Source organism: Thalassolituus sp. UBA2009 (genome assembly GCF_002335285.1).
Classification (GTDB): domain Bacteria; phylum Pseudomonadota; class Gammaproteobacteria; order Pseudomonadales; family Oceanobacteraceae; genus Venatoribacter; species Venatoribacter alkanivorans.
This window is the reverse complement of the sequence record NZ_DDCJ01000027.1, coordinates 1-22,908: the sequence shown is the minus strand read 5'-3', so window position 1 is coordinate 22,908 and position 22,908 is coordinate 1. Positions and strand designations below refer to the sequence as shown.

Below are 22,908 nucleotides of genomic sequence, written 5' to 3'. Positions count from 1 at the left end.
GTTAATGGCGGTGATGTATTTTACTCTGGTGCTGTCACTGGCTGAAATGTCGGCCGCTATTCCGGCTGCCGGTGGCGGTTACAGTTTTGCCCGGCAGGCAATGGGCCCGGCTGGCGGTTATTTAACCGGCCTGGCGGTATTAATTGAATACGCACTGGCGCCGGCGGCGATTGTGATCTTTATCGGTTCGGCGGTTGAAGCTTTACTCGGCTTTAATGGCCCCTGGGTGTATGCCGCCTTTTATTTAGTCTTTATCGGTATTCACCTGGCCGGTGTGGGCGAAGCATTAAAAGTGATGATGGTTATTTCCGGTCTGGCTGTACTGGCCATTATTGCCACCGCGATTGCTTTAATCGGTAACTTCGACAGCGCCAACCTGTTTGATATTGCCGCCAGCGAAGGCGCTTCGGCCATGCTGCCACTCGGCTGGTATGGTGTATGGGCTGCATTGCCTTTTGCTATGTGGTTATTCCTCGCAGTAGAAGGTGTGCCACTGGCCGCCGAAGAATCCAAAGACCCGGCCAAAGATGTGCCTAAAGGTATTATCGGCGCGATGGTTTTCCTGCTGTTTACCGCGCTGCTGGTTGTGCTGTTAATTCCGGGCGCCGCGGGTGCACAGGTGATGGGCGCAAGTGCCGTACCTCTGGTTGATGCCCTGAATGCAACCGGTAACAGCCAGCTGGCGACCGTCGTTAACGTACTGGGTCTGGTCGGTTTAATTGCATCCTTCTTCTCCATTATTTACGGCTACAGCCGTCTGGTATTTGCCCTGTCGCGTGCCGGTTACCTGCCACAGAGCCTGTCGGTAACCACCGCACGTAAAGTACCGGCGCGCGCCCTGATTGTTCCTGGCGTACTGGGCTTTGTTGCATCGCTGAGCGGCGAAGGTGACCTGATGCTGGCCATGGCCGTGGTTGGTGCAACCGTATCTTATGCGCTGATGGCACTGAGCCATATTATGCTGCGCGTTAAACAGCCTGAGCTGGTGCGTCCATATAAAACCCCGGGCGGTGTATTTACTTCCGGTATTGCCCTGCTGCTGTCGCTGATTGCCTTAACCGGTGTGTATGCCTTCGACCCGCGCGCCTTCTTCTACACGCTGATCCTCTTTGTGATTGGTGCGGCCTATTATTTTGGTTACAGCAAAAACCATCTGGTGGCCAAAACCGCCGAAGAAGAGTTCGCCATGCTGGAACAGGCCGAAGCGGATTTATATCCGGAAGAAAACGCAGAAAGTACTGCAACCGTTCAGACGGCGTAATAACGACACACTGACAATAAAAAACGCAGCCACTGGCTGCGTTTCTTATTAGGGTTTCTGCTCAGCTCTAAAGCTGAAACGAAACCCCAACGCCCAACCCCGAACCATCAAAGGTCGCGTCCGCAGGCTGATAGTAATATTCAATACTCTGGTATTTGGCACTGATGGCAAAACGCGGATTCAGGTGATACTGGTATTCGATCAGACTGCCGGTCGGTGAATCAAAAGAATATTCCGTACCATCCAGATCCAGCTTCGGATTAACGTGATGAGTCAGTCCGGCACCAAGGCTGTGTTTACCCAGCTGGTAGTGCAGCATCAGATCCAGCGGATAGGAGGAGAATTCAATCTTAACCGGGTCATGATCCTCATCCAGACCATTGGCCGAATCACTCAGCCAGTTCAGACGTGCCTCGGCACGGAACTGACCCAGGGTGTAATACACCCCGGCACCCAGATGAATACCGGCACCGGCATTAATATCATCCGAGGTACCGCGCTCATAATCCATTTCGGCCAGTTTGTCGCCGCCGGCCATCAGCCCGGCACTGAGGCTGAACCCCAGCCCCTGTTTCGCTGCGTTTGCCGTTTGCACAGTTACATCCTGCTCAGCACAAACCTGGGTTGTGGCCGCAGCCAGTAATAAAGTCAGCAGACTCTTTTTCATTCCTTTGTACTCTGTCCGTGGTTATATGATGTCAGGCAGCATAGGGTATGAATATTTCAGAAAATGGAAAGCCTTTATTCATTTCCTGCTACTGGGGTGATTAACAAGTACACTGACAGGCCGGGTTTGTCTGAGCTATGATGAGCCTGTTCCGCTGCCGGATAGTCTTATGAATATTACTCCCTGCTTTAATCTGAAACTGCGCCAGGCCGACCGGGTTCTGACCAGCTACTACGACAACAGCCTGCGTGATCTGGGCATTACCATTGCTCAGTTCTCTGTGCTGCGCGTGCTGTCGATGCTGAAAAGCCCATCGCAGAAAGAACTGCAGGAAGTACTGGTGCTGCAGCAGACCACCCTGACCCGCAACCTGAAACCATTGATCCGCAGTGGTTATGTGCAGACACGCCCCAGCCCGGATGATGGCCGGGTAACGCTGGTGTCGCTGACCGACGAAGGCAAGGCTTTGTTTAATAAGGCAAAAGTTCGCTGGAAGCAGGCTCAGAGCGGTATATCCCAACACCTCGGTGACGAGCTTTCTGCACAACTGCTGCAGGTCGCCGACGCTATCCTCACCCTGCGCAGTTAAAAAAATTTGCCATTTGCATGCATATACATTTACATATAGATGCATATACATTCACTTGAGGAATAAATATGAACACCAACAGGGAACAACACTGGCTGCTGCCGGTTATAAACAACGCCATTCAGGCTGGAGTGAATCACCCCAAAACCGTTCTGTTGGCCGGGCTGATTCTGATGGCACTGCTGTTCGCCGGACTGGGCAAGCTGTACAAAGACACCCGCGCTGATGCCTTCCTCGAAGCCGACAATCCGGCGCTGGTTTATAAAAATAAAGTGCGGGAAATTTTCGGTTTAAGCGACCCTCTGGTCGTCGCTGTCTATGACCCATCGGCAAGCGGTATATACCGTGCGCCAACGCTGGATCTGATCGGCCAGCTGACCGAACAGCTGAATGCCCTGCCAATGATTAATGCCGCGCGCACCATCAGTCTGGCCAGCGAAAATAATATCAGTGCCTCCGCAGACGGTCTGGATGTCGCGCCCTTTTATGAATTGCGTGCCGAGGGCAATACGGCCGCCCTGCGTCAGGCCATCGAAGATTTCCCACTGTATCAGGGGATGCTGGTGTCGGCCGATGGCGCAATGAGCATGATCGTGCTGGAGCTGTACGATGACAGCCAGGCCGAAGCCGCCTACGACGCCATCAATCAGCTGCTGCAACAGACCCGGACGCCTGCAGGTGTCGAACTCCATGTTGCCGGTGAAGGCGCCGTTCTGGGCTATCTCGGTCACTACATTGACCACGATGCCAGCCGCCTGAATCCGCTGGCCGGTTTAATTATTACCATTATGCTGGTCGTTGCTTTCCGCCGTTTATTGCCGGCCCTGCTTGGCAATCTGGTGATTGCCGCTTCGGTACTGATGACGCTGGGTTTTATGGCTTACTGCGGTGTGCCTTTTTTTGTTATCTCCAATGCGATGCCGGTCATTTTGATTGGTATGGCCGTCGCCGATTCCATTCATATTTTCAGTCATTACTACGAAATGCAGGCACGCCACCCGGACTGGTCGCTGCAGGCCTGTATCCGTGAAGCGGTTGCTGTTATGGCGCGTCCGGTCACGCTGACATCACTGACCACCATTGCCGGTTTTCTCGGCCTGTACGCCTCGTCTTATATGCCGCCGTTTGAATATTTTGGTTTATTTACCGCCTTCGGTGTGCTGATTGCCTGGTTTTATTCGCTCTTTGTTTTACCGGCCTGTATCACCCTGCTGAAGCCTAAGGTCAGCCAGCGCTGGATTCGTCTTGAGCAGAACAGCAAGCAGGACACCTTTGCCCGTTTAATGACCGCTGCCGGTGGCATCTGTGTACGCTATCCGCGCACAACGCTGGGGATATTTGCTCTGCTCAGCGTCAGCGGTGCTGGGCTCGCCACGCAGATTCAGGTTAACGAAAACCGTATTAATACTTTCCATCCCAGCGAAGCAATTTATCAGGCCGACCGGATTATTAATCAGCACCTCGAAGGCACCAACACGCTGGATATTGTGATTACCAGCAGCCGCAACGAAGGGATTTTTTCACCGCAGGTACTGAATGCCATGGAGGCCCTGCAGGCTTATGCCGAAACCCTGCCGCACGTAAACGGATCGGCATCGGTGGTGGATTATTTAAAGCAGATGAATAAATCCCTGAATGAAGGCCAGAGCGATGCGTATCGCCTGCCACAGGATGCCGACCTGATTGCCCAGTATTTCCTGCTGTATGCCGCCAGTGCGGACCCGGCCGATTTTGCTGAAGAAATTGACTACGACTACCGCATTGCCAATATCCGCCTGAACCTCGATAGCGCCGATTTTATTGCCACAAAACCGGTGATTGAAGCCCTGCAGCTGTATATCGACCAGCACTTTAACAATGCGGCCTTTGCCGAACCGGTCAGTGCGAGCCTCAGTGGCCGGGTGAATGTGAATTACCACTGGATTAAAGATCTGGGCATCAGCCATTTTTACAGCGTGGTTATTTCACTGCTCTGCGTCTGTCTGGTTTCCGCAGCGTTGTTCCGTTCCTGGACCGCCGGGCTGCTGGCCACATTGCCGGTAATCTGTTCCATTCTTACCGTTTATGCGGCCATGGCATTGCTGGGGATTAACCTTGGCATCGGCACCTCGATGTTTGCCTCGGTTGCTATTGGGCTGGGAATAGACTTTGCCATTCACACACTGGAACGCCTGAAAGCTCTGGTGGCAGACGGACTGAAAAACCGTGAATTATTCACCGAATTATTCCGCTCGACCGGCCGGGCGCTGCTGTTTAATTACCTTGCCATCGCCTTCGGCTTCGGCGTACTGATCAGCTCTCAGGTTGTTCCCCTGACGCACTTCGGCACCATTGTGGTGTTGTCGGTCAGCATGAGTTTTGTTGCCGCCATGACGCTGCTGCCAGTACTGGTGATACTGCTGCAGCCAGCCTTTATTTTTGCCGGCCGGCAGGGTTCAGCACCAGAAGCGGCAGAAAAAGCGGCACCCGCTGCTAACAGCCTGATATTGCTGCTGGCTTCAGGCCTGCTCAGCGCTGTACTGGTTGCCGCCGCACTGCACAGTCAGCCATTAATGGCTGCCGAAAGCACAAAAAACGAAACACTGGCCGCACTCAGTGCCGGGGAAATTGCTCAGCGGGTTAACGCCGTGGATGACGGCCAGCAGGTCAGCAGTAAGCTGAGTATGTTGCTGACCGACAGTCGCGGCAAAGAACGCCGCCGTGAAACCCGTTCTTACCGTAAATACTTTGGTGCTGATAAAAAAACCGTCTTTTTTTATCAGTCACCGGCCAATGTGAAAGACACCGCCTTTCTGACCTTCGACTATGCCGCGGCAGAACAGGAAGATGATCAGTGGCTGTACCTGCCGGCACTGCGCAAGGTACGGCGGATTTCTGCTTCTGACCGGGGCGATTATTTTATGGGTACGGACTTTACCTACGAAGATATCAAACAGAATGGCCACATAAGTCCGGACGATTATCAGCTGCAACGCCTGCCAGACGATGACGGCAAACTGGTCGTCAAAGCTACCCCAAAAACAGCTGCTGTTGCGCAGGAACTGGGGTATGGCGAAGTAACCTTTTATATTGATCCGCAAAACTGGATCGTGGTGAAAAGCGACTATCTGGATATTAAACAGATGCCGCTGAAAACCATCAGCGTTACCGATATTCGTCAGGTTGATGGTATCTGGACCCGCCATCAGCTGCTGGCCGAAAACCATCTCAGTGGTCATCGCTCGCTGTTTATTTTTTCCGCCGTCGATTATCAGCAGCAGGTCGCCGACCATCTGTTTACCCAGAATACTCTGCGCCGGGGGCTGTAAATGAATACCCGGCAGCAACATCGGCTAAGCGCCGGTGCTTTCACCCTGATACTGCTGAGCAGTGCCGTGCACAGCGAATCCAGCTCAGGCTTGAGTTCAGAGCTGAGTTCAGAACTGGCCTGGAGCGATGCTCCGGCTGCACTGAGCAAAGCGGAAGTGCAGCTGCAAAGTGAATGGCAATACCGCACGGCCGATACGTCGTTTAATCTGCAGCCACGCCTGCGCGCTGATTTTTCCGACACCCTGTACGCAGAGCAGCCCAGCGGCCGGACAGATAATTATCCGGCGGGCAGCCTGCACAGCAACGGGCCACTGGCACAATGGGATAACGTGCGTTTTGATCTCGCCGAAGCCTATGCGGACCAGTATATCTGCGGCATGTCTCTGCGCAGCGGCAAGCAACAGGTTGTCTGGGGTCAGGCCGACGGCCTGCGGGTGCTGGATATTATTAACCCGCAGGATTTACGCGAATTTAATCTGCCCGATGCCGAAGACTCACGCATCGCTACCTGGATGTTTAATGCGCATATTCCTCTGCCCAATGAACAGTCTCTGCAATGGTTAATTATTCCCGACTTAACCTTCAGTGAGCTGGCAGAACCAGGCACAGCGTTCGCTATTACCAGCCCCGAGCTGGCTCCGCAACCGGTCGCCGGAGTCGCGGTTAATCAACGGCCAACCCGGCGCCCGGATGGTAATGACTGGGAGTACGGACTGCGCTGGAGTGCCTTTACCGCGGGTTGGGATATCAGCGCCAGTTATTTTAATTTTTATCATGACACTGCGGTGACTTACCGCATACTGAACAGCAGCGCAGGCTCATCTCTGCCGGCAGTGGATGTGGAAAGTGTGTACCGCCGCAGCCGTCTGCTGGGTCTGAGCGCCAGCAAGGCATTCAACAGTGTTGTACTGCGGCTTGAAGCCGGGCATATCAGCCGCGCCTTTTTTCTGCGCGACGATCTGCAAAATAACGGCATTAGCCAAAGCCCGGAGCTGGCGACGGTAACCGCACTGGATTATCAGGCCCCGGCGGATGTGTTTGTCAGTTACCAGTTTTACCAGAGCCGCATTCTTGCTTACCGGCCGCAGATGATCCGCCGCGAAATCAGCACCCGTCACACCCTGCTGCTGAAAAAAACCTTACTCAACGACACGCTGGAACTGAGCTTTTTTGCTCTGCTTAACCGCGATTACAACGACGGTCAGCTGCGCAGCAAAGTCAGTTACCAGCTTAACGACCGCTGGTCTTTATGGAGCGGTGCCGATTATTTTTTTGGCAACCGCGCCGGGCCATTCGGTCAGTTCTCATCATCCAGCCGCTTTTTAATTGGCTGGCAGAGTGCATTTTAAGGAGTAACTCATGAACCCGATTACACTGCTGCGTATGCAGAACTCAGTCCTCGGCCATCTGCTGCCGGCAACCGTTGCCCGCCGTCATGCCCGGATGTTTTTAACACCCAGACAACTGCCACTGAAAGAATGGGAACTGGCCACTGAAAAACAGGCACAGCGCCTGAATTTTGCCGGACATCTCAGTGCTCTGCGCTGGGCTAACAGCGGCCCACGCATTTTACTAATGCATGGCTGGGAAAGCCGGGCAACGCACATGGCAGTTATCGCCAATGCTCTGGTGGCACAGGGGTTTGATGTATTCGCGCTGGATGCGCCACTCCATGGTCAATCCGGCGGCAATAAGAGTAACCCGATGGAATTTGCCCGTGCCATTATCGAAGCCGATATTGCTTTCGGCCCTTTTTATGGTGCTCTGGGTCATTCAATGGGCGGAGCAGCACTGGCAATTGCCTCTGCTCAGGGCGTACAGACAGAACGCTGCGTACTGATGTCTTCACCCGCCAGCCTGCTGGACGTATTAAAAGGGTTTGCGCGTTTTATGCGGCTGCCCGCCGCCAGCACGGCACATTTTATCCGCTGCATTGAAGCAGAAGTCGGATGCCCGGCTGGCGAACTCCACAGCGGCCATCTGCTCAGCCAGAGCAGCCCGGTGACATTATTAATTCATGCCCAGAATGATATTGAAATTCCCAGTGCTTCAGTACATGCAATCCGCCAGCACCTGAGCAGTGCCGAGGTATTTTTACCGCCCGCTCTGGGACACCGGAAAATCATCCGCGACCCGATGATTGCCGCGCGCATTCAACAGTTTTTCAGCGATGAATTAATTCAGGAAAGCGAAACAGAACACGGCGAAGAAATAGTGCCGTAACACGATACTCAACGGGTATTTTTCGTGGTAATAAAAAGCCTGAACACCGCAGGTGTTCAGGCTTTGGCTGACTCTGCTGCCAGCAGGCAACAGCGTATTGCTCTATTCAGGCAGTTTCTGTCTGAATAAAACGGCGCATATGGAAAATACCAAAAATAAATATCTGCACCGCATCGGCAATCTGATTGCTGCTCTTATGCTTCAGCGCCATCCAGAAGTACGCCACTTCCAGCACATGAACACCCGCAACAACCATAGCAATGGTTGGCAACCAGCCCAGCAGACCACCCCAGCCCTGCACTCCCGCCATAATAGCCAGAATCCAGAACACCAGAGTGACCACTTTATTTAACAGAATAAACATAGATACCTCGCTGCATGCGTCATTCATGCATTGTTATTGTCGTTATCAAAGCCGCAAGCTTGCACTGCTGCATCGCATTTGCACAGGTGAAAATGCGACAGCCTGCGATAAGCCTGCCACAACCCTGCTACACAAGAGAAAAACGAAGAATTATTCAGCGGCCGGGGAAACCGTCAGCGTTAATGGCGTGATACGCGGGCAGTGTTGCTTAGGGCGCGGCGGGAATTCTTTATTCAGCCGCTGCAACAGCGCTTTAACCCGCTCGTTACGGGCAAACTGAAACCCCATCGGCGCACAGCCATATACGCGTTTGGAGAAGGTCAGTGGTAAGGCCTGTAATTGTGGCTGTTTGGCCACATACCACTGTGCCACATCGCGCCCGATAATCAGCGCGCGGGCGCTTTCCGCCTGACTGATCAGTAAGGTATTGAGCATGTCCTGCTCGGTGGGTTTATCCAGCCGGATCAGGCTGCCGTTGGCAAAGGCCGGCTGCAGTGCCGGATAGGCATAACCCAGATGAGTGATGATTTCGCCACCCAGCAGGCCGTCTTCCTGCTCCAGATCAAACGGCTGGTCATTGCGGTACACCAGCACATCTTCCAGCCACACCACCAGATCGCTCCACTGATAGTTGTCCGGCTGGTCGGTCCAGTAAGGGGATTCCATACGGCCATCAATCTGCCCGGACTCGAGCATATGCAGAGAGCGCAGCTCTGGCAGATACACAAATTCCAGCTCAATACCGGCACGCTGTGCGGCTGTGTACATCGGGTCAATCAGGATGCCATGCAGCTGATCATCCTGCCGTATAACATAAGGAGGGTAGCCATCGTCCGGCACCGAGATGCGCAATTGTGGCAGGCCGTCTGCCGCCAGACAGCCCGCTGCCATGGTTAGCCAACAGAGCATCAGCCCTGCGCACTGGCCTATTGCTGTAAACAGCTTACTTTCTGTCACGTGCTTCTCCGCGTTATAACTCTTTAAGTTTAACTCAGGCCCTGCACCCGGCGGCGGCCAAAAGCCGACACAGCGCAAGACTTTCACGACCTGCACCGTTAAAATGGCCGCCCATCTACAGGTCGTCAGCGGGAGAAGATTCGCATGTCCGAGGAAAAAACCACGCATTTTGGCTACAAAACCGTCGCTACCGAGCAGAAGCAGGCCATGGTTGCCGATGTATTCCACTCGGTGGCCGCCAAGTACGACCTGATGAACGACCTGATGTCGTTCGGCGTACACCGCCTGTGGAAACGCATCACCATTGATATGTCGGGCGTACGCCCGGGCGATCAGGTGCTCGATCTGGCTGGCGGAACCGGCGACCTGACCAAGAAATTTGCCAAGATCGTTGGCCCGCAGGGCAAAGTGGTTCTGGCCGATATCAACTCATCCATGCTGAACGTCGGCCGCGACCGTCTGACCGATCAGGGCTACGTTGGCAATATCGAATACGTTCAGGCCAATGCCGAATGTCTGCCGTTTGAAGACAACAGCTTTGATGTCATCACCATCGCCTTCGGTCTGCGTAACGTTACCGATAAAGATGCTGCACTGCGTTCCATGACCCGCGTACTGAAGCCGGGCGGCCGTCTGCTGGTGCTGGAATTCTCCAAGCCGACCAACCCGCTGATGAGCAAAGCCTACGACCTGTATTCCTTCACCGCCCTGCCGTTTATGGGCAAGCTGGTGACCAACGATTCCGAAAGCTACAAGTACCTGGCCGAATCCATCCGCATGCACCCCGATCAGGAAACCCTGAAAAGCATGATGGAAAACGCCGGCCTGGTGCGTTGCAGCTTCCACAATATGACCAGCGGCGTGGTCGCCCTGCACCGCGGAATCAAACCCTGATGCTGAGTAAGCTGCCGGCCGAGTTACTGCAGGCTGCCTGCGTTCCCTTTGAGGCGGCCATTAATCATGTGCTGCGTTACGACCCGGCGGCATTAAACTCGCTGCGTCGCCAGCAGGGCCGCTTGCTGTGTGTGCGCATCGACGCCATAAACCCGGTGCTGATCCGCATCGTCGATAACGGCATTGTGCTCAGCCTTGTGCCCGCCACTGGCGATAACGGTAGCCTGAACAGCGCCGATGCAACGCTCAGCGGTTCCGCCGCCGATTTCTTTGCCCTCGCCCGCGCCAGTGATAAAGCCCACGCCCTGATCAGCAGCGCTATTGATATGGACGGCGACAGCGAGTTTGCCTTATCGCTGACCCGCGTTGCGCAAAACCTCGATATCGACTGGGAAGCCCTGATCACACCACTGACCGGCGGCCTGCTCGCACATCAGCTGGGCAAAGGTTTACGCGGCTTACTGAACTGGGGCAAAAGCAGCGCACCGGCTTACCGCAATGCCGTTAAAGAATATCTCGAAGATGAAGCGCAACTGCTGACACCGGAACCACTGGCGGCACAATTTGCCGACGAGGTTGACCAGCTGCGTCTGACGACCGACCGTTTAGAAGCCCGCACCCAGCGTTTAGCAGCGCGCATGCAACAGAACGATTCGACAAACAAGTCGACGGTCTCCCCTTCTCTGCCCAAGGAATAATATCGACGTGGCAAACCTCTGGCGTCTGTGGAAAATTCTGTTTGTCTTCACCCGCTACCGGCTCGACAGTCTGGTGCCGACCGAACAGCTGCCGCTGTCGTTGCGCATCGCCCTGTGGCTCGCGCCCTGGCGTTTAAATCCGGTGCCGTCGCGCCTTAATCGTGGCGAACGTCTGCGTCTGGCACTGGAAGCCTTAGGCCCGATCTTTATTAAATTCGGCCAGATTTTATCCACCCGCCCGGATCTGATTCCCGACGATATTGTTAAAGAATTAAAACGCCTGCAGGACGACGTTCCGCCCTTCGCCAGCGATAAAGCCATGGCGTTAATCGAAGACCAGCTGGGGCAGAAAATCAGCGCATTATTTGCCGAATTTTCTGCCGAGCCACTGGCTTCCGCTTCTATTGCTCAGGTACATGCCGCCCGTTTATTCGATGCCAATGGTGAAGCCGGTCGGGAAGTGGTGGTTAAGGTGGTACGTCCGGGAATCGAACACACTATCGAGCGCGACCTGCAGCTGCTGGAAACCATGGCCCGCCTGCTGGTGAAATATTCCGAAGACGGCCGCCGTTTAAAACCACTGGAAGTGGTCGATGATTACCGCCACACCATTTACGGCGAACTGAATTTACAGATCGAAGCCTCCAATGCCACCCAGCTGAAGCGCAACTTTGCCAACTCCGAGCTGCTGTATATGCCGGAAGTATTCTGGGAATACACGCGCAGCAAGGTAATGGTCAGCGAACGTATTTACGGTATTCCGGTAGCGGATATCGACGCCCTGCAGGCACAAAACACCAATATGAAACTGCTGGCCGAACGTGGTGTGGAAATCTTTTTCACCCAGGTTTTCCGCGACAGCTTCTTTCATGCCGATATGCACCCGGGCAATATTTTCGTCTCGCGTAATAACCCGCAGGCACCACAATACATTGCCATCGACTGCGGCATTGTCGGCAGCCTGACCGAAGAAGATCAGAATTATCTGGCGATGAACCTGCTGGCGTTTTTTAATCAGGATTATCATCAGGTAGCGCAGCTGCATATCGACTCCGGCTGGGTTCCGGCCACCACCAAAGTGCACGAATTTTCTGCCGCTATCCGCAGCGTGTGCGAACCGATTTTTGATAAACCGCTGGCCGAAATTTCCTTTGGTCAGGTATTAATTCAGTTATTCAGCACCGCACGCCGTTTTAATATGGAAGTGCAGCCGCAGCTGGTTTTACTGCAGAAAACCCTGCTCAATATTGAAGGCCTTGGCCGTCAGCTGTATCCGCAGCTGGATTTATGGAGCACCGCCAAGCCTTATTTAGAACGCTGGATGCGCGAGCGTTTTGGCCCCAAAGCCGCGTTTAAAGAATTAAAACGCCAGTTGCCGGGCTGGATTGAAAAAGCACCGCAAATTCCCGGACTGGTGCACGGCGCATTAAGCCGCCTGAACCATATGGACGAAAACCAGCAGGCACTGCAGAAAGAAATTGCCGCACTGCGTCAGGAGCTGGCTGCGCAAAAAGCACAGAAGCGCCAGCAGGCGCTGGCAACCCTCGCCGTTGGCAGTGGTTTATTTACCTGGTGGCAGGCCTTTGCTCTCGGAGTACCGGAAGTGGTGGGGCTGAGTCTGGCGGGTGCCGGTATGTTATTGTTGTTGCTGCGCGCCTGAGGGCGATGGTTGGTGCGGGCGATAGTTGGTGTGAGTGCTATAAACCGGCGGGTTTATACTGCAGCCGCTGCGCGGGCTAGCTTTTGTAATGCACTCAAAGCCAATGCGGGGCAAGCCCCTGCGCCCCAATCCAGGGAACTTCTCCCCGGACCCCTGCTTCGCGCTTTGTGGGCCGTAAATCCTTACTCTCTCGTTTTTTCTGACCACGCGCCCGTACGACGTCCCTATCGCTGCGCGCTCGCCGGGCATCCATGCCCGGCGGATCAGAAAAATCATCGTTCGTTGCGGCGGCCCACAGGCGCATTAATCGTCACGCGAAGCCTGTTTCATCCCATATTTTTGTATGCACTGAACAGTTGTGCGGTGCCCATTTTGAAACGCGGCCGTGCGTTATGGTTTTATGCGCCTGCAGGACGCCGGTTTGAATAATTCTGCGCCGGTACGTCCCGGCAGGATGCCGGGCGAGCGAATAGGGCCATGGATGGCCCATTATTCGCGCTACCTAGACCGCAGGATTATTCAGAACGGATAAAGTCCTGCACAGCGCGAAGCAGGGAGTTTGCCCGACCGGCGTGAGGGGTAAGACCCCTCAAAGAGGTCATAGGGCCGGGCGGTAGCTCAAAAAGCCAACCCGCGTAGCGGCCAGAAAAACACCACTGTCGCCTGCACTTGTAACCAGTTTTATCAATTATTGAACCCATCCCCAATCTTCAGTATTCTCAAACCAAAGCAGGGATGCAGCATATCGTAAGGACACACAGCCCAACGACCGCCTTCCCCGCTTACCATTCCGGATATAACACCACGCCATTCCTGCCTTGTGCTTACAGGAACGGGCGGCAGCCTGCCCGGAATGCAAGAGTCAATTGAACGATCTGACCGCGGGCAAAGCACTGGACAATAAATAGCCTGAGCTTTTCAGACCGTTGATAACGCGCAAAGTGTGAAGAGCGACTCAGGGTAAAAGCACGCATGCACGTTTATGTCCTGACAAGAAATAAAATAACGATGATTTTTTCAGCCCGGACAATGGGTTAGGCTGGAAATCTGAATAATGGCTTAGGTGTGCTAATGAGCGTGCCTACGCAGAAACTGTTAAGTGTCTTCGTAATATTAGTACTAGGTTGCAATTAAAGGATTAAAGATGAGTAAGGTTGAAGTAAACGCAAAAGGCATAAAAAATCGGCTCAAATCCATAAAGCCTTACAGATCGATTGCCGAGTATATTTGGAATGGGTTTGATGCTGGTGCGAACACAATTGATATCATCTATGAGACAACTGAGTTGGGTGATATTAATTACCTATCTATAGAAGATAATGGCGCAGGCATTCCTTACCAACTACTAGATAATAAATTCAAACCTGTACTTTCTTCAGAGAAGCGCGAAAGTGAATTACAACATACCCTAGTACATGGAAAAAATGGATTGGGTCGCCTTACCTTCTATCACTTCTCACAATCTGTAGAATGGCAGACTTGTTATGAATTAAATGGGAAATACTACGAATATGTGATTTCTGCGGACGACTCGAGTATTGATCAATATCAAGGCTCTGAGCAAAATGAGTCTAACCGAGAAAATACTGGTACAAAAGTCGTATTCAAAAACATCTTTGACCTATCGGAATACTACGTAAAAAACACTCTGACTGGGTATTTGATTAAAGAATTCTCATGGTTCCTTGAGCTGATGAAAGATTGGGGCTACACCATCAATATCAACGGAGACACATTGTCATATGACTCTCTGATAAAGGATAAAGAAACTTTTGAACTTAGCATTGGTAATAAAGTTTTTGAAGTTCATTACGTGCGATGGGCAAATAAGCTAAATAGGAACTTTTCAAGATACTACTGCATAGATTCTAGCGGGAGATTTAAATATTCAAAGCCTACTACGCTAAATAATAAAGGTGATGAATTCTATCACAGTATTTTTATAAAAGATGAATATTTCAATTCATTTAAATGTGAGAAAAAGGAAGGACAAGGTGATTTACTATGCTTAAATACCGATAAGTCTGATGAATTCAAGGCGCTAGTTTCTGCTATAAACTCTTATTTAAGGGAAAAACGAAAACCATTTATTGTAAATTATGCGAAGCTGCTCGTAGAGGAATACGAAAAGAACGGTGTGTTCCCAGAGTACAATGCTAATAATAGATGGGAGGTTATGCGCAGTGAGGATATTAGGGAAACTGTAAAACAGTTATACCAAGTAGATCCTCGAATTTTCTCTAATCTCAATGCTACACAAAAAAAGACTTTTGTTAGCTTTATATCCTTGGTAGTAGATGGTGGAGAAGTCGATGACCTTTTCAAGGTTTTAGAAGGTGTTGTTGAATTGTCATCATCTGAAAGAGAAGTTTTTGCTAAGCAGTTAAAAACAACAAAGATGTCATCAATTGTTCGAACAATTGAGCTGATTAGTGATCGCTATAAATCGGTTGAAGAATTCAAGAAATTGGTTTTCGATCCAACAATGTATGCTGGTGAGGTTCCACATCTGCAGAAGATGATGGAGAGAAACTATTGGTTGATAGGTGAAGAATATCAGTTACTTACAGCCGCAGAACCAAAATTTGAAGAGGCACTACGACGCTACACATACCTTCTTCATGGTGATAATGAAAAGAAAAGCATTGACCATGAAGATAAAAATAGGGAAATGGATTTATTCTTGGTTCGGCAAGGAAAAAGGAACAAGAAGATTGAAAATGTTGTTCTTGAATTGAAACATCCCACAAACATACGACTCGGAAAGAAAGAAATAGACCAAGTATATGACTATTATCAAGTGATCAAGTCTGATTCTAGATTTAATGGATCAAATACTGAGTGGAAGTTTTATCTCATTGGCAATAAGTTTGATAGCACAGGCTATGTGCAAAGCCTAATAAACAGCCTCAAGAGCCATGGTGAACCGGGGCTGGCGTTCCTGGGCGAATATAAACTTTATGCTTTCAAATGGAGTGAAATTTTTGCGGAATTTGAGTTGAAGCATGATTTTTTGAATGAAAAGCTTAATTTGGAGCTTAACCGGCTATCTATTGATGAGCATCAATCAGCTGATGATATAGTAGAAAGTACAAGAAGCTCTGACTCCCCAGTCGAATTGGAGTCTCCAGCAGCATAAAACTTAACAAGCGGCGCGCCTGCTTTGGGCGTTAGAAGTCTTGGGAGTTTCGCATGATCAAAGAAGAAATTGAGAAAACGTTTTATCTTGGACAAAAACTTCCCAAGGCTATCGCCGATATTTGTGATTATCTAGATAAAAATGGCTACCCTATTAGTGGTTGTTTCGAGCTATCAACTATTGGAATGGATGATATACGGCACTGGTTCAAAAAAAGCCCGGAGGCTGTTGATTCATTGATGCCTTTTGGTAGAGGAGCATGTGGAGATATTTATGCTCTTTGGCTAATAAATAATTCAAATCCCGAGGATGCACCTGTAGTTATGTTTGGCTCTGAAGGAGAGCTTACCGTACTTGCAAAAAATGCTAATGAATTTTGTATGCTTCTATGCTTAGGTTACTCTGAGTTAGGTCTAGATAACCATGGGAAGGTTGGCGCTGACTATGAAGAAACTCAACCTTTCCGGGAATACATTCAAAACATTTATAATTTCCAGCTGCCCCAAACGGCAGAGGAAACAATTAATCAGGCCAATCAAATGTATCCAAGTTTTCAAAGCTGGGTAGAGAATAATGCTTGGTAATAAAATTCCTAACAATCGCAGGCACTGCGATGGCTTTTTAATTGCGGCTTCGCTTTCGCTACAAAGCCGCACGTGCTGGCGGCCTTAACCCCCCAACATCCCACCTACCGATAACCACAGCACCCGCACAATCAGCGCCAGCAGTACAATCCAGGTCAGCAGGGTGCCGTAGTAACGGCCGAAGTGCATTCCGCCAGAAGCCTGCACAAATCCCCAGGCGTGCAATACCCGCGACAGCAGAAAGCCGATACCACATACATGCAGGAAGGCGGCGTAGGCGCCGTTCAGTTCGGCGACCATCAGCAGCAATAAAACCGGTAACGCAGTTTCCAGCGCATTGGCCTGGGCACGCATGGCGACGGCGATGGTTTTTTCGCCGCCGTCGAGCAGGCCGATTTTATGTTTCAGGCGAAGGCGCACGACCATATAAGCCAGCGCCAGTAGCAGTAAAGCGGTCAGAGCAATATAAAATCCGCTGATCAATAACATCGGTACACCCCGGTTTTTGTGGCCATTATTTATTGTTGTCAGAACTCTTAAGCCTTGCTGCATTGGGCAAAGCTGCGGCTCATGCTAACCTGCTGCAAACAGTTACGGCAATCATTCCCGGCGTTCAGTCTCTGCCCCGCCGGCAGGAGTTTTCTGTGTTGGTTAAATCTGTGAGTTATTCTCTTCGGCAGCGGCCTGTATCCGTACTGGCGGCCATGCTGATTACCTGTCTGGTGTTGTTCAGCTTTCCGGTAAAAGCCTTTGAGTTTTCCGGCCATGCGCAGGTATGCGAAATGGCTTATCAGCTGGTCACGCCGGAAACCCGCCACTGGATTGACCAACAGGTAAAAGCCGGAGGTGAGAAGAGCTTCGCTCATGCCTGCTCCTGGGCCGATGAAGTGCGCGACGAACGCAAATTCCGCCATACCAAGCCCTGGCATTATATTAATGTGCCGCGTACGGCGACGTCAGTCCGCGCAGATGATTGTGGTGATAAAGGCTGTGTGGTGCAGGCCATTAACGATATGCAGCAACGCCTGATTAATAATAACGATGACTGGCAGGCGCTGTTTTTTCTTGCCCATTTTATGGCGGATGTGCATCAGCCAATGCATGTCAGCTTTGCCGATGACCGTGGTGGCAATAAAGCCGCTGTGCGTTTTAAAAGCGATAAAACCAATCTGCATCAGTTATGGGATGGTGATCTGCTCGGAAAATTCTCTTATAAAAAACAAAGCACGCTGGCATTAGGGCAAATTTCCGCACAGCAGCGCCGCGACTGGTCAGCTGGCCAGCCACTCAGCTTTGCCAATGAATCGTTCACAATCACACGCGAAATTTATCGCCATTATCAGCAGGCAGCGCAGAAACCAGTGGCAATCGATGACGCCTATATAAGCCTGTTCCGTCCGCAATTACAGCAACGCCTGCAACAGGCGGCGGTACGTCTGGCAGATTTTCTGGATACTGTTACGGCAAGGGTCGAAGACAGTGCATCCTCCACAAAACCGCCAATCGCTAATTGACAGATTTATGCGAAGGGTTTTTAGTGAACCACGGACAACGGCTCCGGAAATCCATTCAGTATAAATAAGGATATTACGATGAAACCTGTAATTTATATCTCTGCTCTGCTGCCGGTAATCGCTGCAGCTCTGGCTCCTGCCGCTCAGGCCAGCAGTGGTGATCGCACCGTATGCAGCCACGGCAATCAGACCCGGATTATTGAAGTTAAATACACCGGCGAAGGCCAGATTCCATGCGAAGTACACTACACCAAAGACAGCGGTTCTCAGGTGCTGTGGAGCGCGCAGACCGAAGGTGGCTACTGCGAGCAGAAAGCTGCTGAGTTTGTGGAGAAGCAGCGCGGCTGGGGTTGGGAATGTGAAACAACGGTAGCGGCTGCTGAAGACGCAGGCAGCAACGATATGCCGGAGCAGGCAGCTGCTGAAGCTCCTGCTGCTGAAACCACCGCTACTGAAACTCCTGCGGCAGTAAGCGCAGGTGAATCTGGCGCCGGTGAGTTAACAGCCGATGAAGTTCAGGCCGAAGACACTCAGCCAGACAGCATGCAAACAGAAGAAACCGCGGCAACTGCAGAGTAATTCTGTACCCGGCCCGGAGCCTGGCTCCGGGCACCTTTCTTAATCGCCTCTGTATTTACCTGTCTCTGCCGCCGTATTTCTGTTTTCGTTTCCTGTCTCCTGCTTTCCTCGTATTTTTTCTGTAATACTCCTTTCAGGCCGAAATGGCCCTGATTGTGGTACGCCCAGCCAAAGCCCCGCCGATATACTGCGCACAAAATAATAAAAAGGATCTCCCATGCTGCGCGTACTTTCTGTCCGTTCATTATTGCTGTGTCTGGCTCTGCTGCTGAATACACAACTGGTTTCTGCGATGTCATCTTCTGCTGACAGCAGTGGTTACACCCAGACCCGTCACCCGATTATGCTGGTGCAGGGTATTCTGGCTTTTGACAATATTGCCGGTATTGATTACTGGTACAAAATTGGTACGAAATTACAGGAAGGCGGCGCCAAAGTGTATGTCGCCCATATTAATGCCTTTAATAATTCCATCGACCGTGGCGAGCAGCTGATTCATGAAATGGAAACCCTGCAGGTTCTGCATCCGGGAATTGAAAAATTCAATCTGATTGCTCACAGCCAGGGTGGTCTGACTGCGCGTTATGTAATGTCGGTACGTCCGGATCTGGTGGCCTCGGTTACCACCGTTGGCTCACCCCATCAGGGAGCGCCAATTGCCGATCTGCTGAACGGTGTTTTTGCCGACGACACGCTGCTGGGTAACCTGTTTGAAGTGGTTGGCAACGCCGCTGGCAGTCTGATCGATTTACTCTCTGGTGATGATGTTCCTGCCGGCGATGTGCGCTCTCTGACTACCGAATTTACCAGTGCCGGTGCTGCGGCGTTTAATCAGAATTTTCCGGCCGGTCTGCCACAGACAACCTGTGGTGAAGGTCCTCAGCAGGTCAATATTGGTGGCCATAACATCCGCCTGTATTCCTGGGGTGGCGATGCCAACCTGACCAATATCCTCGACCCGCTGGATTACCTGTTTGCCACCACTGGCTTACTGTTCGGCAGCGCAGGCAATGATGGTATTACTGGCCGTTGCAGCAACCACTTTGGTAAAGTGCTGCGTGACAATTATCCGCTGAACCATGCCGACCTGATTAATCAGGTACTGGGCTTGCGCGGTTTAACCGCAACGGATCCACTCAGTATTTACCGCAGCCATGCTAATCGACTAAAGAATGCCGGTCTTTAATATTCCACTTACCATACTTGTGCCAGTGCTGCTGTTTGCACTGGCTTGCTTTCTGCTCGCGCCTGACAGCCTGACAGAAAGCAGCACAACCCCAGCAACAACCCCAGCAACATCCCCTGCTACAACACCAGCACCTTCCGCCTCCGGAACAGAAGATCCGGTGAAAGACAGAGCAGAACAGCAGCCTGACAAGGCTGCACTCCCGGCATCACTGTCGGGCACGGAACACGGTGTAACTCTCAGTGCACAACAGCAGCAACTGGTGGTGCACAGCAGCCTGCGTGATTTATTCGATTATTATCTCAGCACGCTGGGTGAACGCGATAATCTCTGGATTGATACTCAGGTGCGTGCAGCCCTTGCCAGACAATTAAGCGGCCAGCCGCTGGCACAGGCGGAGCATATCTGGCAGCAATATCTCAGTTACCGGGAGCAGCTGGCATTACTGCCTGCAGCGGCAGAAGATGCATCAACCTACCAGCGCCTGCAGTACTATTTTGACAGCCGTGTTGCCCTGCAGGATCAGGTATTTGGCCATGCCGTTGCGGCAGCATTATTTGCCTTTGACCGTGAGCAGGATGCGCTGGCGCTGCAACAGCTGCAGCACAAGGAAATAAATGAACTAAAGGAACAAAAAAAGGAACAACAGAATACTTCCGCCGATAACAGTAACCAGCAGACATTATTAAACGCCAGCTATCAGCAATCGTGGGCGACGCGTCAGTATCAGCAGGAAAATGCAAAAACACAGCAATTGCTGGCCATTGAGCAAAGCAGTGATGACCCGGCCCAGCGCTTTGCACAACGCGCTGCTATTGCCGGAGAACAGCAGGCGGTACAACTGGCCGAACTTGATCAGCAGCGCAATCAGTGGCAGCAACAGTTAACCGCATTCCAGCAGCAGGTGCAGGCAATAAAACAGCAGCAATTAAGCGCCGATGAAGAGCAGGAACAAATAGGCCTGCAACTGCAGCAGGCCTTTCCTCCGGAACAACACTTACGCGTTAAAGCACTCAGCGGGCTGTTATAGCGGGCTGTTAAAACGGCCCGCTGTTTTTTTATGCGTTTACAGTTTTGGCTGTGCGCGCTTCATAATGGAATAACAGTCGATGCCGGCATCCAGCGTGCCGTAGTTAAAGGCACCATTACGCACAATACGCGAGCGGATAAAGGCATCGGCAATATTGCTGTCGCCCTGCTGAATTAACACACTGGCCTGCAAACCAACCGCGAGCTTATCGACCACCGTGCGTGAGCGGTATTCCAGAGTGCTCAGATCGGTAAACTCATCTTTTAAATTCACCAGGAACTGATCAAACTCACGGTAGTTACCCGCACCTTTCTGCAGCTCAGCCATAAAGGCATCCACCACTTTTGGCTCTTTGCCCATGGCGCGCAATACATCCAGACACTGCACATTACCCGAACCTTCCCAGATGGCATTAACCGGTGCTTCGCGGTAAATACGTGGCAGAATATTGTCTTCCACATACGCTACGCCTCCCACACTTTCCATACTTTCATAGGCCAGATGCGGTGCGCGTTTGCAGATCCAGTATTTGCCTACGGCGGTGGCTAAACGAGCGAATAAATTCTGCTGCTCATCAGCCAGATTATCCAGCGCATGACCAACCCGCATACTGATCGCCAGCGCTGCTTCGCTTTCAATCGCCATATCCGCCAGCACATTCTGCATTAAGGGCTGCTCGTGCAGGTTTTTACCAAAAGCCGAACGGCCGGAGGTGTGGTGAATCGCCTGAGCAACCGCACCGCGCATTAATGCCGATGATCCCACCATGCAATCGAAACGGGTCATAGAAACCATTTCGATAATGGTACGTACGCCACGGCCTTCGTCACCAATCATCCAGGCAAAGGCGCCACGGAATTCCACCTCGGAAGAGGCGTTGGAAATATTGCCCAGCTTGTCTTTTAAGCGCTGTACATACATCTGATTTTTGCTGCCATCCGGGCGCCAGCGCGGTAATAAAAAGCAGGATAAACCGCTGTCGGTTTGTGCCAGCACTAAAAAGGCATCACACATAGGGGCCGAACAGAACCATTTATGACCGACAATTTCATACTCCGCACCGTTACCCGTGCTGCTGCCAACCGCATAAGCGCGGGTGGTGTTGGCGCGAACATCGGAGCCACCCTGTTTTTCAGTCATGGCCATGCCGATGGTCAGGCCCTGTTTTTCAAAAAACGGGATATTGCGCTCGTCATAATGACGCGCCGTAATTTTCGGCACCCATTCTTTGGCAACGCCGGGAGAATGCTGCAATGCCGGCACAGCAGCAAAGGTCATGGTCAGCGGACAACCGGAACCGGCATCGGCATTCATATGCAGATATTCCATTGCGGCACGGGCCACATGAGCACCGGGCTTTGGTGTTGTCCACGGCAGCGAGTGCATTTCGGCTTCGATCGCACTGCGCATTAATTCGTGATACGCCGGATGGAATTTAGCCAGATCCACACGGTTACCAAAGCGGTCATGGGGATAAAATTTCGGTTTATTTTCGTTGGCCTGAAAACCCGCCTCAATTAAATCACCACCACAACGTGCACCATAAGCACTGAGACGATCGGTAGCCCAGTCGCCGCCGTACGCTTTTACCCAATGCTGTAACGCCAGATCACTGTCGTAGGCATTAAAGTTTTCCAGCGCTGTTGGCTGGTTAAAAACCGGATGGGTTTCTGCCTGGGATTTATGCTGCTGATAATCTGTGCTGCTGTTGGCACCAGCACTGCCCGCAGAAGGGGTTACGGCGTCGGTAATTTGTGGATTAACGCTGGTGTTCATAACTGACATCCTCGGCTATGGAGTTTGCTTCAGCACTGCCCAATGCACGCAGACTGAGCGCACACAGCTGCTGAATTAATTGTTGTTGTTCATCGTTGGTCATCGCGGCGCGTGCCGCCATCTGGGGCAATTCGTTCGCGCTGTTTGTTTTTGCCTGGCCGGGAAATAACGGGCCGATTAACGCTTCGCTTAACAGACCGACCAGAGCAGCAGCACTGATGGCGGCGTCCTGCGCAGCAAATTCACCACTGGCGATGCCGTCGCGGATCAGGTCTTCAAAAATATCGGCGTAGGCCATGCGATAGCGCAGACGCTCCTGCTCTACCCGCGGATCAACCGGTTCGGCAATTAGGGCATAGGCCAGCTGCGGACCCTGCAACGCACGCCGGGCAAACACCGCCACTGCCCGCGCCAGACGCAGGGCATAAGCATCCCCGACATTACGGCTCTCGCTGGCCGCAGCCACCTGCGCCACTTC

The 22,908-nt window shown here is 51.9% G+C and carries 19 protein-coding genes and 1 pseudogene; 14 read left to right on the top strand and 6 right to left on the bottom strand.

The window, feature by feature from the left end; all coding sequences use genetic code 11:
- Positions 1 to 1,261 (top strand): ethanolamine permease (gene eat, locus B3P58_RS03200; protein ID WP_286716052.1); only part of this gene is annotated, 1,261 nt, incomplete at its 5' end.
- Between the two features lie 67 nt (positions 1,262 to 1,328).
- On the opposite strand, the gene B3P58_RS03195 is transcribed toward eat, so the two are convergent.
- Positions 1,329 to 1,928: an outer membrane beta-barrel protein gene (locus tag B3P58_RS03195; protein ID WP_286716051.1), complete on the bottom strand. Its 600-nt coding sequence runs from the start codon at positions 1,926 to 1,928 to the stop codon at positions 1,329 to 1,331.
- 169 nt (positions 1,929 to 2,097) lie between these two features.
- On the opposite strand from B3P58_RS03195, the gene B3P58_RS03190 reads away from it, so the two are divergent.
- The 4 genes from B3P58_RS03190 to B3P58_RS03175 all read left to right on the top strand — a co-directional run bounded on the left by B3P58_RS03190 (position 2,098) and on the right by B3P58_RS03175 (position 8,049).
- Positions 2,098 to 2,517, top strand: coding sequence for a MarR family winged helix-turn-helix transcriptional regulator (locus tag B3P58_RS03190; RefSeq protein WP_286716050.1), 420 nt, complete (start codon positions 2,098 to 2,100; stop codon positions 2,515 to 2,517).
- A gap of 68 nt (positions 2,518 to 2,585) precedes the next feature.
- On the top strand, positions 2,586 to 5,825 hold the full coding sequence (locus tag B3P58_RS03185) for an outer membrane lipoprotein-sorting protein (protein WP_286716049.1): 3,240 nt from the start codon (positions 2,586 to 2,588) through the stop codon (positions 5,823 to 5,825).
- The gene (locus B3P58_RS03180) at positions 5,826 to 7,175 is read left to right on the top strand and encodes a DUF1302 family protein (RefSeq protein ID WP_286716048.1); all 1,350 of its coding nucleotides are present in this window, start codon (positions 5,826 to 5,828) and stop codon (positions 7,173 to 7,175) included.
- Between the two features lie 10 nt (positions 7,176 to 7,185).
- Positions 7,186 to 8,049: an alpha/beta fold hydrolase gene (locus B3P58_RS03175; protein ID WP_286716047.1), complete on the top strand. Its 864-nt coding sequence runs from the start codon at positions 7,186 to 7,188 to the stop codon at positions 8,047 to 8,049.
- Between the two features lie 106 nt (positions 8,050 to 8,155).
- Here B3P58_RS03175 and B3P58_RS03170 read toward each other — a convergent pair whose 3' ends face one another.
- Both B3P58_RS03170 and B3P58_RS03165 read right to left on the bottom strand, forming a co-directional pair.
- Positions 8,156 to 8,413, bottom strand: a complete 258-nt coding sequence (locus tag B3P58_RS03170) for a DUF1145 domain-containing protein (protein ID WP_186435842.1) — start codon at positions 8,411 to 8,413, stop codon at positions 8,156 to 8,158.
- 150 nt (positions 8,414 to 8,563) lie between these two features.
- Positions 8,564 to 9,322 carry a substrate-binding periplasmic protein gene (locus tag B3P58_RS03165; protein WP_286716046.1) on the bottom strand — a complete coding sequence of 253 codons (759 nt, stop codon included), beginning with the start codon at positions 9,320 to 9,322 and terminating at the stop codon, positions 8,564 to 8,566.
- Between the two features lie 192 nt (positions 9,323 to 9,514).
- On the opposite strand from B3P58_RS03165, the gene ubiE reads away from it, so the two are divergent.
- The 5 genes from ubiE (at position 9,515) to B3P58_RS03140 (ending at position 16,345) form a co-directional block, all read left to right on the top strand.
- Positions 9,515 to 10,264, top strand: a complete 750-nt coding sequence (gene ubiE / locus B3P58_RS03160) for a bifunctional demethylmenaquinone methyltransferase/2-methoxy-6-polyprenyl-1,4-benzoquinol methylase UbiE (protein ID WP_186435840.1) — start codon at positions 9,515 to 9,517, stop codon at positions 10,262 to 10,264.
- Positions 10,264 to 10,962, top strand: a complete 699-nt coding sequence (locus tag B3P58_RS03155; protein WP_286716045.1) for a ubiquinone biosynthesis accessory factor UbiJ — start codon at positions 10,264 to 10,266, stop codon at positions 10,960 to 10,962. Before ubiE ends, B3P58_RS03155 begins: the two co-directional genes overlap by 1 nt.
- A gap of 7 nt (positions 10,963 to 10,969) precedes the next feature.
- Positions 10,970 to 12,622 carry a ubiquinone biosynthesis regulatory protein kinase UbiB gene (ubiB, locus tag B3P58_RS03150; RefSeq protein WP_286716044.1) on the top strand — a complete coding sequence of 551 codons (1,653 nt, stop codon included), beginning with the start codon at positions 10,970 to 10,972 and terminating at the stop codon, positions 12,620 to 12,622.
- 1,144 nt (positions 12,623 to 13,766) lie between these two features.
- The gene (locus tag B3P58_RS03145; RefSeq protein WP_286716043.1) at positions 13,767 to 15,761 is read left to right on the top strand and encodes an ATP-binding protein; all 1,995 of its coding nucleotides are present in this window, start codon (positions 13,767 to 13,769) and stop codon (positions 15,759 to 15,761) included.
- Between the two features lie 53 nt (positions 15,762 to 15,814).
- A complete protein-coding gene (locus B3P58_RS03140) occupies positions 15,815 to 16,345 on the top strand; it encodes a hypothetical protein (RefSeq protein WP_286716042.1) in 531 nt (176 codons plus the stop codon).
- 84 nt (positions 16,346 to 16,429) lie between these two features.
- Here B3P58_RS03140 and B3P58_RS03135 read toward each other — a convergent pair whose 3' ends face one another.
- The gene (locus tag B3P58_RS03135; protein ID WP_145467805.1) at positions 16,430 to 16,834 is read right to left on the bottom strand and encodes an MAPEG family protein; all 405 of its coding nucleotides are present in this window, start codon (positions 16,832 to 16,834) and stop codon (positions 16,430 to 16,432) included.
- 155 nt (positions 16,835 to 16,989) lie between these two features.
- Between B3P58_RS03135 and B3P58_RS03130 the strand changes: the two genes are divergently transcribed.
- The 4 genes from B3P58_RS03130 (at position 16,990) to B3P58_RS03115 (ending at position 20,654) form a co-directional block, all read left to right on the top strand.
- Positions 16,990 to 17,859 carry a S1/P1 nuclease gene (locus B3P58_RS03130; protein ID WP_286716040.1) on the top strand — a complete coding sequence of 290 codons (870 nt, stop codon included), beginning with the start codon at positions 16,990 to 16,992 and terminating at the stop codon, positions 17,857 to 17,859.
- A gap of 78 nt (positions 17,860 to 17,937) precedes the next feature.
- Positions 17,938 to 18,438 carry a hypothetical protein gene (locus tag B3P58_RS03125; protein WP_286716039.1) on the top strand — a complete coding sequence of 167 codons (501 nt, stop codon included), beginning with the start codon at positions 17,938 to 17,940 and terminating at the stop codon, positions 18,436 to 18,438.
- 217 nt (positions 18,439 to 18,655) lie between these two features.
- Complete coding sequence (locus B3P58_RS03120; protein ID WP_286716038.1) at positions 18,656 to 19,624, top strand: lipase family alpha/beta hydrolase; 969 nt, start codon at positions 18,656 to 18,658, stop codon at positions 19,622 to 19,624.
- Positions 19,625 to 19,784: 160 nt separating this feature from the next.
- Complete coding sequence (locus B3P58_RS03115; RefSeq protein WP_286716037.1) at positions 19,785 to 20,654, top strand: lipase secretion chaperone; 870 nt, start codon at positions 19,785 to 19,787, stop codon at positions 20,652 to 20,654.
- Between the two features lie 36 nt (positions 20,655 to 20,690).
- On the opposite strand, the gene B3P58_RS03110 is transcribed toward B3P58_RS03115, so the two are convergent.
- Positions 20,691 to 22,430, bottom strand: a complete 1,740-nt coding sequence (locus B3P58_RS03110; protein WP_230331504.1) for an acyl-CoA dehydrogenase family protein — start codon at positions 22,428 to 22,430, stop codon at positions 20,691 to 20,693.
- A pseudogene (locus B3P58_RS03105) lies at positions 22,414 to 22,908 on the bottom strand (hypothetical protein); the annotation flags it as partial. The gene B3P58_RS03110 and the pseudogene B3P58_RS03105, both read right to left, overlap by 17 nt.

Coding starts and splice junctions, on each gene's coding strand:
- B3P58_RS03195 (WP_286716051.1), bottom strand. CDS start 1,928: ATGAAAAAGAGTCTGCTGACTTTATTACTGGCTGCGGCCACAACCCAG.
- B3P58_RS03190 (WP_286716050.1), top strand. CDS start 2,098: ATGAATATTACTCCCTGCTTTAATCTGAAACTGCGCCAGGCCGACCGG.
- B3P58_RS03185 (WP_286716049.1), top strand. CDS start 2,586: ATGAACACCAACAGGGAACAACACTGGCTGCTGCCGGTTATAAACAAC.
- B3P58_RS03180 (WP_286716048.1), top strand. CDS start 5,826: ATGAATACCCGGCAGCAACATCGGCTAAGCGCCGGTGCTTTCACCCTG.
- B3P58_RS03175 (WP_286716047.1), top strand. CDS start 7,186: ATGAACCCGATTACACTGCTGCGTATGCAGAACTCAGTCCTCGGCCAT.
- B3P58_RS03170 (WP_186435842.1), bottom strand. CDS start 8,413: ATGTTTATTCTGTTAAATAAAGTGGTCACTCTGGTGTTCTGGATTCTG.
- B3P58_RS03165 (WP_286716046.1), bottom strand. CDS start 9,322: ATGCTCTGTTGGCTAACCATGGCAGCGGGCTGTCTGGCGGCAGACGGC.
- ubiE (WP_186435840.1), top strand. CDS start 9,515: ATGTCCGAGGAAAAAACCACGCATTTTGGCTACAAAACCGTCGCTACC.
- B3P58_RS03155 (WP_286716045.1), top strand. CDS start 10,264: ATGCTGAGTAAGCTGCCGGCCGAGTTACTGCAGGCTGCCTGCGTTCCC.
- B3P58_RS03145 (WP_286716043.1), top strand. CDS start 13,767: ATGAGTAAGGTTGAAGTAAACGCAAAAGGCATAAAAAATCGGCTCAAA.
- B3P58_RS03140 (WP_286716042.1), top strand. CDS start 15,815: ATGATCAAAGAAGAAATTGAGAAAACGTTTTATCTTGGACAAAAACTT.
- B3P58_RS03135 (WP_145467805.1), bottom strand. CDS start 16,834: ATGTTATTGATCAGCGGATTTTATATTGCTCTGACCGCTTTACTGCTA.
- B3P58_RS03125 (WP_286716039.1), top strand. CDS start 17,938: ATGAAACCTGTAATTTATATCTCTGCTCTGCTGCCGGTAATCGCTGCA.
- B3P58_RS03120 (WP_286716038.1), top strand. CDS start 18,656: ATGCTGCGCGTACTTTCTGTCCGTTCATTATTGCTGTGTCTGGCTCTG.
- B3P58_RS03110 (WP_230331504.1), bottom strand. CDS start 22,430: ATGAACACCAGCGTTAATCCACAAATTACCGACGCCGTAACCCCTTCT.